This window comes from uncultured Georgenia sp. (assembly GCF_937958535.1).
Taxonomy (GTDB): Bacteria; Actinomycetota; Actinomycetes; order Actinomycetales; family Actinomycetaceae; genus Oceanitalea.
The window spans coordinates 1-12,935 of record NZ_CALGNQ010000225.1; the positions used below are offsets into that span (position 1 = coordinate 1).

9 protein-coding genes and 1 pseudogene are annotated in these 12,935 nt (G+C 74.0%); 5 read left to right on the forward strand and 5 right to left on the reverse strand.

All coding sequences use genetic code 11. From position 1 onward, the window contains the following. A pseudogene (locus Q0195_RS11880) lies at positions 1 to 917 on the reverse strand (hypothetical protein); the annotation flags it as partial. Positions 918 to 1,185: 268 nt separating this feature from the next. Between Q0195_RS11880 and Q0195_RS11885 the strand changes: the two are divergent. The 5 genes from Q0195_RS11885 (at position 1,186) to Q0195_RS11905 (ending at position 6,535) form a co-directional block, all read left to right on the forward strand. Beyond that, positions 1,186 to 1,842 (forward strand): phosphoribosyltransferase family protein, encoded by a 657-nt coding sequence (locus tag Q0195_RS11885; protein WP_299278776.1) that lies wholly within the window; start codon positions 1,186 to 1,188, stop codon positions 1,840 to 1,842. Next, on the forward strand, positions 1,839 to 2,480 hold the full coding sequence (locus Q0195_RS11890) for an alpha/beta family hydrolase (protein ID WP_299278779.1): 642 nt from the start codon (positions 1,839 to 1,841) through the stop codon (positions 2,478 to 2,480). Before Q0195_RS11885 ends, Q0195_RS11890 begins: the two co-directional genes overlap by 4 nt. 261 nt (positions 2,481 to 2,741) lie before the next feature. Beyond that, positions 2,742 to 4,076, forward strand: a complete 1,335-nt coding sequence (locus Q0195_RS11895) for a bifunctional o-acetylhomoserine/o-acetylserine sulfhydrylase (RefSeq protein ID WP_299278781.1) — start codon at positions 2,742 to 2,744, stop codon at positions 4,074 to 4,076. 65 nt (positions 4,077 to 4,141) lie between these two features. Then, complete coding sequence (locus Q0195_RS11900; RefSeq protein WP_299278793.1) at positions 4,142 to 5,287, forward strand: homoserine O-acetyltransferase; 1,146 nt, start codon at positions 4,142 to 4,144, stop codon at positions 5,285 to 5,287. A gap of 39 nt (positions 5,288 to 5,326) precedes the next feature. Next, a complete protein-coding gene (locus Q0195_RS11905; RefSeq protein ID WP_299278784.1) occupies positions 5,327 to 6,535 on the forward strand; it encodes an alpha/beta hydrolase in 1,209 nt (402 codons plus the stop codon). On the opposite strand, the gene Q0195_RS11910 is transcribed toward Q0195_RS11905, so the two are convergent. The 4 genes from Q0195_RS11910 to Q0195_RS11925 all read right to left on the reverse strand — a co-directional run bounded on the left by Q0195_RS11910 (position 6,495) and on the right by Q0195_RS11925 (position 12,925). Beyond that, on the reverse strand, positions 6,495 to 7,580 hold the full coding sequence (locus Q0195_RS11910; protein WP_299278786.1) for a hypothetical protein: 1,086 nt from the start codon (positions 7,578 to 7,580) through the stop codon (positions 6,495 to 6,497). The genes Q0195_RS11905 and Q0195_RS11910 overlap by 41 nt on opposite strands. 96 nt (positions 7,581 to 7,676) lie before the next feature. Beyond that, entirely contained in the window at positions 7,677 to 10,649 is a 2,973-nt protein-coding gene (locus tag Q0195_RS11915) for an FAD-binding and (Fe-S)-binding domain-containing protein (protein WP_299278788.1), read from the reverse strand. 90 nt (positions 10,650 to 10,739) lie between these two features. Beyond that, positions 10,740 to 11,744 carry a glucose-6-phosphate dehydrogenase (coenzyme-F420) gene (gene fgd / locus Q0195_RS11920; RefSeq protein WP_299278790.1) on the reverse strand — a complete coding sequence of 335 codons (1,005 nt, stop codon included), beginning with the start codon at positions 11,742 to 11,744 and terminating at the stop codon, positions 10,740 to 10,742. A gap of 83 nt (positions 11,745 to 11,827) precedes the next feature. Continuing rightward, a complete protein-coding gene (locus tag Q0195_RS11925) occupies positions 11,828 to 12,925 on the reverse strand; it encodes a bifunctional 2-methylcitrate synthase/citrate synthase (protein WP_299278795.1) in 1,098 nt (365 codons plus the stop codon). Positions 12,926 to 12,935: the final 10 nt, after the last annotated feature.

Here is a 12,935-nt window from a genome sequence, read left to right on the forward strand (position 1 = left end):
GGCCCCGGGGAGGGACGGACCGGCTGCTCGGGGAGCTGCGGGGTCACGCGGCGGGTGTCGCCGGCGGGCTCCGCAGTCTCGCGCGGGGTGCGCGCATGGGAGCGGGCCGCCGCCTCCTGCTGCCGGGCCGCCTCGATCGCCGCGGCGCGGGCGAGCTCCTCCTCGCGGCGCCGCCGCTCCTCCTCCAGGGCCTCCTGCCGCTGCCGCTCGAGCTCGGCCGTCGTGCCGCGTTGCTCGGCGAGCTGGGTGATGAGGCTCTCGCGTCGGTCGGCCGACAGTGCGAGCTGCGTCTCGGCGCTCGCCGCGGCGTCGCGGGCCTCGGCCGCTGCGGCGGCGAGGGCCTCGGTGGCCGCCTCCTGCTCCTGCGCCGCCTCGTCCGCGCGGCGCTGGAACGTCGTGGCGACGAGCTCGGCGGCCTGGAAGCGCTGGAGCGCCTCGTCCGCGCGGGTGCCGATGCGGTCGGTGAGGGTGGCCCGCTCCATGGCGTTCTCGAAGCTGTCCGCCGAGAGCAGCGGCTCGATCGGCCCGAGCGCGCCGGGTCCGGAGCGGTAGGCCGCCATCGCGATCCGCCCGATCTCCGTGCGCTGCTGCTCGACCTCCTGCTGGGCCTCGTCGGCGGCCGCGCGGGCCTCCTCGGCGCGATCGGTGGCGGCATCGAGCGCCGCCTGGGCGGCGAGGAAGTCCTCGTTGGCCACCTGGGCGCGGACGGTGGCCTCCTCGAGCTGGGTGGCCAGACGGGCCAGCTCCACCTCGAGCTCGGCGATGCTCGCCTCGGTGCGGCCCTCCGCCGCGCGCGCCGCCGCGATGTCCTCCTCGCTCGGCGGCTCCGCGGTGGCGGCGCTCACGAGCACCCCGCCCGAGAGCGCGAGCACAGCAACGGACAGCACGGCGTACCGCCGCCGGTGGACCCAACTCACAGTGCCTCCTTCGCCGCCCCGAACCAGAGCGCCCCGGCTCACGCTAGCGCGTCGAACCACAGAAGAAAACACCAGTCACACCAGTCACAGAAGTCACACGCCTGTAACTCCCCGCCTCATCGCTTGGCATCGATCGGTCGGAGCACGTCCGTTCACGGGGGCTGAAGGGACGTTCATTGACCGATCGATCGGGCGGCAACGGCGCAGACCCACGGCGGTGGGCCCGACGCCCCCTGCGCCCGCGCCACAGCCGCCATAACCTGGAGGTATGCGCCGCAGGAGGTACGCCGACCGCACCGAGGCCGGCCGGGTGCTCGCCCAGCAGCTGGGCGAGTACGCCGACCGGGACGACGTCGTGGTCATCGGGCTGCCGCGCGGCGGGGTCCCGGTGGCGGCCGAGGTGGCTGCCGCGCTCGGGGCACCGCTCGACGTCGTTGTCGTGCGCAAGCTCGGGCTGCCCCGCCAGCCGGAGCTGGCCATGGGTGCGATCACCGCCGTCGGGTCGACCGTGACCGTGGTCCGCAACGACGGGGTCGTGCGGCACGCGCGGGTGAGCGAGGAGGACTTCGCGGCCGTCCTCGCCGCGGAGACCGCCGAGCTGCGCCGCCGGGAGAAGCTCTACCGCGGCGACAACCCGCCGGTGCCGGTCGCGGGGAAGGTCGTCATCGTCGTCGACGACGGCCTGGCCACCGGCGCCTCCATGCGCGCCGCGCTCGCGGCACTGCGCAGCCAGGAGCCGTCCCGTCTTGTCGTCGCGGTCCCCGTCGGGGCGGCCGACACGTGCGCGTCCCTCGAGGCCGACGACGTCGTCTGTGCGTGGGTCCCCGAGCGCTTCACCGCCGTCGGCCAGGCATACGCCGACTTCGGACAGACGACCGACGACGAGGTGCGCCGCCACCTCGACCGCGCGGCCGGCCGGCCATGAGCACCACCGAGGAGATCGACGTCGGCACCACCCGGCTGGCGGCGGACGTCACCGTGCCCCACCGGCCCCGCGGCGTCGTCGTCTTCGCCCACGGCTCCGGCTCCAGCCGCCGCAGCCCGCGGAACCGGCAGGTGGCCGCGGCCCTGTGCGAGGCCGGGTACGCCACCGTCCTGCTGGACCTGCTCAGCGCCGAGGAGGCCGCGACCGACGCACGCACGGGGCACCTGCGCTTCGACATCGGGCTGCTCGCCGAGCGCCTCACGGCGGCCGTCGACCGGTGGGTGGCCCGGCACGGGACCGACCTGCCGGTGTTCACCTTCGGTGCGAGCACCGGTGCCGCTGCCGCGCTCCGCACCGCCGCGGACCGGCCGGTGACCGGCGTCGTGTCCCGGGGCGGCCGCCCCGACCTCGCGGGAGAGGCGCTCACCCGCGTCCAGGCGCCCACGCTGCTCGTCGTCGGCGGCGCAGACCTGCAGGTGCTCGAGCTCAACCGGCAGGCCGCCGCCCGGATGCGGGCACCGGTCGAGCTCGCCGTCGTCCCCGGCGCCGGCCACCTGTTCGAGGAGCCGGGTGCGCTCGCCGAGGTGGTCCGACTGACGCTCGCCGCGCTGGACGCGTGGACGGTGCCGAACCAGTGACTCTTCCATCTGTCCACCCCTGTCCGCACTGTGGACACACCCCCTGGGTCCGTCCGCCCAGCGAGACACGGCTTCTCGTCGCCGAGGACGCTCCCTACGCTCGCGGCATGAGTCGTCGAATGTGCACCTGACCGCCGCGCACGTTCGCATGCCCTCGCCGCACTCGGCGCCAGGCCCGCCGTGCGCAGTCCCCCTCCGCGGGAACGGCGTGACGGCCAGGGAGCCGGCTCGCCCCCGCTCCCCCCGACCTGGAGACACACCATGACCGAGTCCACCTGGTCCTTCGAGACCAAGCAGATCCACGCCGGCCAGCAGCCCGACCCCGCCACCGGAGCCCGGGCGCTGCCGATCTACCAGACGACCTCCTACGTCTTCGAGAACGCCGAGCAGGCTGCCAACCGCTTCTCCCTCGCCGAGGTCGGCCCGATCTACACGCGGATCACCAACCCGACCCAGGCTGCCGTCGAGGACCGCATCGCCGCGCTCGAGGGCGGTGTGGGCGGCCTGCTCGTCGCCTCCGGCCAGGCCGCCGAGACCTTCGCCATCCTCAACATCGCCGAGGCCGGCGACCACGTCGTGGCCAGCCCGAGCCTCTACGGCGGCACCTACAACCTGCTGCGCCACACCCTGCCGAAGTACGGGGTCGAGACCACCTTCGTCAGCGACCCGGACGACCCGCAGGCGTGGCGCGACGCGGTCCGCCCGAACACCAAGCTCTTCTTCGCCGAGACGATCCCCAACCCCAAGCAGGACGTCCTCGACATCGAGACCGTCGCCGGGATCGCGCACGAGGCCGGCGTCCCGCTCGTCGTCGACAACACGGTGGCCACGCCGTACCTCATCCGGCCGCTCGAGCACGGCGCGGACATCGTCGTCCACTCGGCGACGAAGTACCTCGGCGGGCACGGCAACTCGATCGCCGGTGCCATCGTCGACGGCGGCACCTTCGACTGGTCCGCCGCCCCGGAGCGGTTCCCGAACTACAACACGCCCGACCCGAGCTACAACGGGCTGGTCTACAAGGACCTGGGCGCCCCCGCGTTCATCCTCAAGGCGAGGGTGCAGCTGCTCCGCGACATCGGTGCCGCCGTCTCGCCGTTCAACGCCTTCCTCATCGCCCAGGGCATCGAGACACTGTCCCTGCGCATGGAGCGGCACGTGGCCAACGCCCAGCGGGTGGCCGAGTACCTCGAGGCCCAGGAGCAGGTCACCTCGGTCGGCTACGCCGGGCTGCCCTCCTCGCCCTGGTACGAGCGGGCGAAGAAGTACGCCCCGCGCGGCGCGGGTGCCGTCCTCACCTTCGAGCTCGCGGGCGGCTACGAGGCGGGGATCGCGTTCGTCGACGCCCTCGAGCTGCACTCGAACGTCGCCAACATCGGCGACGTGCGCTCGCTGGTGATCCACCCGGCGTCCACGACCCACTCCCAGCTCGACGAGGAGGCCCTCGCCGGTGCCGGCGTGAGCCCGGGCCTCGTGCGTCTCGCCGTGGGCCTGGAGCACATCGACGACATCATCGCCGACCTCGAGAAGGGTCTGCGCGCCGCCTCGGCGGTGTCCCAGGCGACCGCCGCCGTCGGGGGCGAGCAGCAGCCGTGACGCTCGAGAGGCGCACCTGGACCGCGGTGGCGGGCGAACCCGCCCCCCACCGCGTCCGGGCGCGCGTGGCCCCCGAGGACATCCCGGCCACCGGGGCGTGGCGGCCCGAGCACGGGCCGGGCAACCGCTCCTTCGTCGACATCGGCGCACTCCACCTCGAGGCCGGCGGCCGGCTGCCGGAGGTCGTCCTCGCCTACGAGACCTGGGGGCAGCTCAACGAGACCCGGGACAACGCCGTGCTCGTCTGCCACGCGCTGACGGGCGACTCCCACGTCACCGGCCCGGCCGGGCCGGGACACGTCACCGCGGGCTGGTGGTCGACGATCGTCGGCCCCGGCAAGGCGATCGACACCGACCGGTGGTTCGTCGTCGCGGCGAACGTCCTGGGCGGCTGTCAGGGCTCCACCGGCCCCTCCTCCTCCGCGCCGGACGGCACCCCGTGGGGCAGCCGCTTCCCGAGCATCACCATCCGCGACCAGGTCGCCGCCGAGCTCGAGCTGACCGACCGGCTCGGCATCGAGCGGTGGGCGCACGTCGTGGGCGGTTCGATGGGTGGGCAGCGGGTCCTGGAGTGGGCGGTCACCGCACCCGACCGGGTGCGTTCGATCGCGGTCATCGCCTCCGGCGCCCAGTCCACGGCGGACCAGATCGCCTGGGGCCACGCGCAGATCTCCGCCATCGAGCTCGACCCGAACTTCCGCGGCGGCGACTACTACGGTGCCCCGCCCGGGCACGGCCCGCACGCCGGGCTCTCGCTCGCGCGGCGGATCGCGCACACGACGTACCGCAGCGCCGAGGAGCTGGAGACGCGCTTCGGCCGCCTCCCACAGCACGCCGAGGACCCGATGCTCGGCGGCCGCTTCGCCGTCCAGTCCTACCTCGACCACCACGGCACCAAGCTCGCGCTGCGCTTCGACGCGAACAGCTACCTCTCCCTGACCCGGGCGATGCTCACCCACGACGTCGGCCGGGACCGGGGCGGGGTCGAGGCGGCGCTGGCGGAGGTCACCGCGGACACGCTCGTCATCGCGGTCGACTCCGACCGGCTCTTCCTCCCGCGCGAGTCGGAGCGGATCGCCGCCGCCGTCCCCGGCGCGGGCCCGGTGCGCTACGTCCACTCCCCCTACGGGCACGACGGGTTCCTCATCGAGCACGAGCAGATGAGCCGCCACCTGGGCACCTTCCTCGAGCAGGTCGCCGCGCGCATCTGACCGCTGGGCCTCCGGGCCGGTTGCGGGCACGATAGGCGGGTGGCCAGCATCCCGTTCCTCCGGTCCGCGCGTGCGGGCGAGCCCACCGCACCGTCCACGACGTCCGCCCCGTCGGCGCCGACCGCCGCGGACGCCGGGGAGCTCGACCCCGACGCCGCCCTCGCCGACCTCCCCGTCGCGCCGGTGGGCGCGTGGGGACCGGACGTGCTCGGCGACGGCTTCACCGCCCGGACGGTCGAGCTGCTCCCCGACGAGGACGGCGACGTCGTCGCGACCGTCGTGCGCTACCGGCCCGAGGACGACCCGGAGGTGGAGCGAGTCGTCGCGCCGCGGTTCGTCATGCTCTACCTCCACGGGTGGAACGACTACTTCCACCAGCGGGAGCTCGCCCGCCACTGCGCGTCGCTCGGGGCGGCGTTCTACGCCCTCGACCTGCGCCGCTACGGACGCAGCCTGCGGCCCGGGCAGCCGCGCGGCTACGTCGAGTCGCTGTCCACCTACGACGAGGACATCCACGCGGCGCGCGACCTCATCCGCGCCGACCACCCGGACCTCGGCGACATCGTCCTCATGGGGCACTCGACCGGTGGTCTCACGGCGGCGCTGTGGGCGCACCGCCACCCCGGCGCGCTGCGCGCCCTGGTCCTCAACGCGCCGTGGCTCGAGCTGCAGGGCTCGTGGCTGGTGCGCACGCTCGGCCAGCCGGTGATCGAACGGCTCGCGAAGTACCAGCCGCGGGCCGCTCTGCCGCTGCGCGAGCTCGGCTTCTACAGCCGGGTGCTGCGCGGCAGCGCCGCCGAGGACGCGGCCGCCGACCCCGAGGAGACCGGGGACGCGCTGCCGGAGCCGACCCCCCAGGAGCTCACCGACCCGGCGGTCACCGGGTGGCCGATCGAGTGGGCGTGGCGGACCAGCCCGAGCGCACCGATCCGCCCCGGGTGGCTCGCCGCCGTGCTCGCCGGGCACTCGCAGGTGGCGGCCGGGCTGAGGATCGACTGCCCGGTGCTCGTCCTGGTGTCGCAGGCCTCGCTGCTCGCGTCGCGCTGGTCGGAGGAGATGCGGCGCACGGACACCGTCATCGACGTCGAGCTCACCGCCCGGCGGGCGCTCGGTCTCGGCCCGCACGTGACGATCGTCCGGGTGCAGGACGCCATCCACGACGTCCTGCTCTCCCCCGCCGCGGTCCGCGGCCGCGCCTACCGGGAGCTCACTCGGTGGCTGCGCGCCTACGCCGTGCCCGGCGTCTGACCCCGGTGACGGGGCCGCTCTGGTCGGTGCGCCGACCGGGACGGTCCCGCAGGGCACGCAGCTCCTCGCGGGCCTCGCGCAGGCTGGGCCCGTGCTCACCGAAGCGCCACGCGCTCCACGGGTCCGCCGGCACCCGGCCCCGGGCGACCGCGGCGGCGGCCTCCTCCGGGGCGCTGAACCGCTCCTCCCCGACGACGATGCGCCCCTCGGGCAGGAGGGTCGCCTCGTGGCGCTGGCCGTCGTGCACCCACACCAGCGGCGTGGGGCCGCCGAGGCTGGCGCAGATGCGGCGGAACTCCTCCTCCCCCTCCGCGGCGGCGGGGGTGTCGGCCGGGGCCTGCGGGGTCTGCGGCGCGGGGCGTGCGGCGGGTGCGGCGACGTCCAGGCTCGCGCCCGGCACCGCGGCCGGCGCCGAGGGCGGCGGTGGGACGGCACCCGCGGAGCTGCCGAGCGTCTGCTCCAGCGCCGCGGCGGCCCGGGCAGGCAGCAGCCAGGGCAGCGGGGCGACGTGCGCGGTGACCTCGGCGACGTCGAGGAAGAGCCGCCCGTTGGACATCGTCCGCACGACGAGCTGGTGGACGACGACACCCGCCCCGGCGAGCGCGTCGAGCGCCAGCCGGACGTCGTCGTCGATGTGGGCGGCGACCACGTGGACGCGGGAGGCGACCGCGGTGCCGACCGGCTGGGACTCGCGGAAGGCGTTCCAGTCCCGGCGGAAGGCGCCGACCCCGCTGGGGTAGCTGCGGGCGACGTCGATCCAGCCGCGCTGGCCGCAGCGCCCGGCCCGGCCCAGTGCGGCGACCAGGCTGCGGGCGTCGAGGCGGTCGAGCACCTCGATGCTCACGACGTTGCCCACCGGGTCCATCGCGGTGAGCCGCGGGGTGCCGTCGTCGTCGTGCCAGGTCACCGGCAGGACCGGGAGCCGGAGGATCTCCAGCACCTGGGTCCGCACGGCCTCGAGAACCGCGGGCTCCACCGGGTCGGTCACGGCATGGCCGACCTGCGCCGGGATGAGTTGGCCGGCCTCGAACTCGAACAAGGGCATACGGAACTGACCTGAACTCTCTCAGCGGTGGGGTAGGCAGACATCTTCTCATGTCGACCACGCGGCGCCCAGGGCCCGGCGGGCGCCGCGGACGGCCTACCGCTCGCCGGTGAGGAGCTGGGCGAGGTGGATGCCGCGGCGCCCGGCGAGCTGCTCGGCCTGGGTGCGGCAGGAGAAGCCGTCGGCGAGGTAGACGGTCTGCGGCCCGGCCTCCCGGAGCGCCGGCAGCAGGGCGTTCTCGGCGACCTGGACCGAGACGTCGTAGTGGCCCTTCTCCATGCCGAAGTTCCCCGCGAGGCCGCAGCATCCGGCGAGCCGGGTGACCGTCGCGCCGGCGCGGGCGAGGACCGCGGCGTCGGCGTCCCAGCCCATGACCGAGTGGTGGTGGCAGTGCGGCTGGGCGACGACCTCGACGCCCTCGAGCGAGGGCGGCTGCCAGGCCTCGCCGGGGCCGAGCGGCTCGGGGGCGGTGAGCAGCTCGGCCAGGGTGTAGGTGCCCTCGGCGATCATCCGGGCGCGCGGGTCCTCCGGGAAGAGGTCGACGAGGTCAGAGCGCAGCGTCGCGGTGCACGAGGGCTCGACGCCGATGATCGGGACACCGTTCGCGGCGAACGGGGCGAGCACGGACATCGTCCGCTCGAGCTGACGGCGCGCGCCGTCGATCTGGCCGGTGGAGATCCAGGTGAGCCCGCAGCACGCGGCGTCCTGCGGGACGAGGACCTCGTAGCCGGCCTCGCGCAGCACCCGCACCATCGCCCGCGCGCCCGCGCCGTCGAGCGCCTCGGAGAAGGTGTCGGCCCACAGGAGGACCTGCCGATCGGCCGGGTGCGTGTCCGCGGCGGCACCGGCGGGCCGGCTACGGCCGTCGGTGGGGGTGTCGGGCCCGGTGGGGTCGACGGCGGCGAGCCCCCGGGCGGTGGGTGCGCGCCGCGCGGCGACGTCCGGGCGGCCCCCGGCCCAGCGGGAGAAGCGCTCGGTGCTGAAGGTGACCATCTGCCGGCGGGTGTCCATCCCGCCGAGGGCCATGACGGCCCTCGCCACCGGGCGGCGGCCGAGCACGGCGTTGACGAGACGGGCGACGGCCGGGACGCGGGTGATGAGCCGGGCCCAGCGCGGCAGCTGCCCGAGCGCGTAGTGGGTGACCGGCCGGACGCGTCCGCGGTAGCTGCGGTGGAGGATCTCGGACTTGTACCGCGCCATGTCGACCCCCGCCGGGCAGTCGCTGGAGCACGCCTTGCACGAGAGGCACAGGTCGAGGGAGGCGTGGACGGCGGGGCTGCGGACGTCGGTGACGAGGCTGCCGTTGGCCAGCTCCTGCAGGATGCGGGCACGCCCCCGGGTGACGTCCTTCTCATCCCTCGTCGCCTGGTATGAGGGGCACATGAAGCCGCCCGCGGCGGAGTTGTCCGCGCGACACTTCCCCACACCGGTGCAGCGGTGGACGGCGGTGGTGAGGTCCCCGCCGTCCTCGTGGAAGGTGAACCCGCCGGCGACGGGCAGCAGCGGCTTGGCGTAGGGGCGACGCAGGTCGGCGGTGAGCGGCTGGGGACGCACGAGGACGCCGGGGTTGAGGTTCTCGGCCGGGTCGAAGAGGGTCTTGACCTGGCCGAAGAGGTCGATCATCCCGGGTGAGTACATGAGCGGCAGCAGCTCGCTGCGGGCGCGGCCGTCCCCGTGCTCCCCGGAGAGCGACCCGCCGTAGGAGGTGACGAGCTCGGCGGAGGCGACCAGGAAGTCCCGGGTGGGGGCGATGCCCTCCGGGCTGTCGAGGGGCATGTCGATCCGCACGTGCATGCAGCCGTCACCGAAGTGGCCGTACAGGAGCCCGTCGACCCCGTGGTCGGCCATGAGCGCCTCGAAGTCGCGCAGGTAGGCGCCGAGCTTCTCCGGCGGGACGGCGGCGTCCTCCCAGCCCGGCCAGCCCTGGGCCCCGGAGGGGGTGCGTCCGCCCAGGCCGGCGCCGTCGGCGCGGATCCGCCACAGCGCGTCGGCCTGTGGGCCGGCCGGGACGACGGCGACGGCACTCGTGCCGGCGTCCTTGGCGAGCCGCCGGGCGCGGGCGAGGGCGTCGTCGTCGTTCTCCCCACCCACCTCGACGAGCAGCCACCCCTCCCCCGGCGGCAGCTCGGGGACCGCCTGGGGGCCGTGGTGGCGGCGGACGATGTCGACGAGGCGCGCGTCGATCCCCTCGACGGCGAGCGGCTCGTGGGCGAGGAGGGCCGGCACGGCGTCGGCGGCATGGGCCATGTCGGGGTAGCCGAGCGCGACGAGCACCGGGGCGGAGGGGATCTCGACGAGGTCGACGGTGGCGCCGAGGACGGTGACGAGGGTGCCCTCCGTGCCGACGAGCATCTTCGCCAGGTCGGCGCCGTTCTCCGGGAGCAGGTGCTCGAGGCTGTAGCCGGAGACCTGGCGCTTGAAGCGCCCGAGCTCGGTGCGGATGGGCGCGAGGTTCGCCTGGACGAGCTTCTCGAGCCCGGGGACGACAGCGAGGTCTCCCCTGCCCGCCGTGAAGGCACGGCCGGTGCCGTCGACGACGTCGAGGGCGGCCACGTTGTCCGCCGTGCGGCCGAAGGCCACCGCCCGCGGTCCGCAGGCGTTGTTGCCGATCATCCCGCCGAGGGTGGCCCGGTTCTGGGTCGAGGGGTCGGGGCCGAAGCGCAGGCCGTGGGGCCGGGCCGCACGCTGCAGGTCGGACATGATGACGCCCGGCTCGATCCGGGCGGTGCGCGCCTCGGGGTCGATCTCCAGGATGCGGTTGACGTGCCGGGAGAAGTCGATGACCACACCGGGGCCGATGGAGTTGCCCGCGATGGATGTGCCCGCGCCCCGGGCGGTGACCGGCACGCCGAGGTGGCGGGCCGTGTCGAGCGCGGCCCGCGCGTCGTCGACGTCCTGGGGGACGACGACGACGTCGGGGACGACCCGGTAGTTCGACGCGTCGGTGGAGTACTGGCCGCGGTAGAGGGCGTCGTCGTGGACCTCACCGTCGATCGCTGCGCGGAGGGCGAAGACGAGGTCGGTACGCGCGTCGGCCGAGATCTGCGGGGCGGGTTCGGTCGTCGTCACGGTTCGATCCTGCCACCTGCGCGGTCTCCAGGTGGAGCCTGTCCGGATGCGGCGTGTGTATGTGTCGGCGACGGGGCGAGGACGCTCGCGTCAGGCGGAGGTCATCCGACGCAGCCGCGGGACGATCTCCTCCCCGTAGAGCTCGATGAAGCGGGCCTGGTCCGGCCCTGGAGCGTGGAAGACGAGGTGCCGGAAGCCGAGGTCCACGTAGCGGCGGATCTGCTCGACGTGCTCGTCCGGGTCGTCGGACACGATCCACCGCGACGCCGCCCGTTCTATCGGCAGCGCGTCGGACAGGCGCTGCATCTCGATGGGGTCCTCGACCCCGACCTTCTCCTCGGGGGAGAGCGCCAGGGCGGCCCAGTGGCGGGTGTCCTCCAACGCCCGCCGCCGGTCCGGGTCGAAGGAGACCTTGACCTCCATGAGCAGGTCGAGGTCGTCGAGCGACCGTCCCGCCTGCTCGACCCCCGTCCGCAGCGCGGGCAGCAGCTTCTCCGAGTAGAGCTCCGGTGCCTTGCCCGACGTCGTGATGAAGCCCTCGCCCTCCCGTCCCGCGAAGCGGGTCGCGATGGGCCCGGAGGCGCCGATGTAGATGGGGACCTGCTGCTCCGGACGGTCGTAGACCGTGGCCTTGTCGGTCCGGTAGTACTCCCCTTCGAAGCTCACCCGCTCGCCGGCCCACAGCTGCCGGATGAGCGCTACGGCCTCACGCAACCGCGCCAGCCGTTCCTTTCCGCCCGGCCACGGGATGCCCAGCGCCGCCTCGTTGAGCGACTCTCCCGTCCCGACGCCGAGGATGATGCGACCGGGGTACAGGCAGCCCAGCGTCGCGAAGGCCTGGGCGATGACCGCCGGGTGGTAGCGGAACGTCGGGGTGAGTACCGAGGTGCCGAGCACGATCCGCTCCGTCCGGGCGCCCACCGACCCGAGCCACGGCAGCGACGCCGGGGCGTGCCCACCGTCGTGCCGCCAGGGTTGGAAGTGGTCGGAGATGAATGCCGACTCGAACCCCGCCTGCTCGGCGAGCACGACGTAGTCGGCCAGCTCTCGGGGGCCGAACTGCTCCGCCGAAGCCTTGTACCCGATCCTCAACAAGGGCACTCCTCAGGGTGTGGGCCGTGCGCTCCGGACAGCGACGCGCACGGCGCGGGTCAGTGCGTACCAGGGCACGCTACCGGTCACTCCACGTGCCGCTCGTCCGGACCGCTGTAGACCGACAGCGGCCGGATGAGTGCGTTCGCCTCGAGCTGCTCCATGATGTGCGCCGTCCAGCCGGTCACCCGGCTGGCGACGAACAGCGGGGTGAAGATCTCCGTGTCGAAGCCCATGAGGTGGTAGGCGGGACCGGAGGGGTAGTCGAGGTTGGGCATGATCCCCTTGCGGGAGACCATCGCGTTCTCCAGCGTGTCGTAGAGCGCCGCGAGGTCGGGCCGGTTGTAGTGCTCGATGAGCGTGTCGAGCGAGGCCTTCATGCTCGGCACCCGCGAGTCGCCCTTCTTGTACACCCGGTGGCCGAAGCCCATGATCTTGCGCTTCTCGGCGAGCGCCTGCTCCAGCCACGCCTCGGCCTTGTCCGCGCTGCCGATCTCGTCGAAGACGTGCATGACCGCCTCGTTCGCCCCGCCGTGCAGCGGGCCCTTGAGTGCGCCGATGGCACCGACGACGGCGGAGTAGAGGTCCGAGAGGGTCGAGGTGATGACCCGGGCGGTGAACGTCGAGGCGTTGAAGGAGTGCTCGGCGTACAGGATGAGGGAGACCCGGAACGCGTCGACGACGACCTTCTCGGGCACCTCCCCGAAGGTCATGTGGAGGAAGTTCTCCGCGTAGCCGAGGTCCTCCCGCGGCTCCACGAGCTCCTTGCCCCACCGGCGGCGCTGGTCGTAGGCCACGACGGCGGGCAGCTGGGCGAAGAGGCGCACGGACTTGGCGAGGTTGGACTCGCGGGAGGAGTCCGCCGTCGTCGCGTCGTTGGCCCCGATGACGCTCACCGCGGTGCGCAGCGTGTCCATCGGGTGGGCGGTGACCGGGACGAGGTCGATCGCGGCCCGGACGTTCTCGGGCAGCGCACGCTGGGCGCGCTCCTCCTGCTCGAAGGCGGCGAGCTGCTCCTTGGTCGGCAGCTCGCCGTGCCACAGCAGGTAGGCGACCTCCTCGAAGCTGCACCGGGCGGCCAGCTCCTGGACGGGGTACCCCCGGTAGAGCAGGGAGTTGGTCTCCGGGTTGACCTTGGAGATCGCCGTCTCGTCGACGACGACCCCGGCCAGCCCCTTGCGGATCTCGGTGGTG

Excerpts from the sequence above, each read along its gene's own strand:
- Q0195_RS11895 (WP_299278781.1), top strand. The coding sequence starts at position 2,742 with ATGACCGAGTCCACCTGGTCCTTCGAGACCAAGCAGATCCACGCCGGC.
- Q0195_RS11890 (WP_299278779.1), top strand. The coding sequence starts at position 1,839 with ATGAGCACCACCGAGGAGATCGACGTCGGCACCACCCGGCTGGCGGCG.
- Q0195_RS11885 (WP_299278776.1), top strand. The coding sequence starts at position 1,186 with ATGCGCCGCAGGAGGTACGCCGACCGCACCGAGGCCGGCCGGGTGCTC.
- Q0195_RS11910 (WP_299278786.1), bottom strand. The coding sequence starts at position 7,580 with ATGCCCTTGTTCGAGTTCGAGGCCGGCCAACTCATCCCGGCGCAGGTC.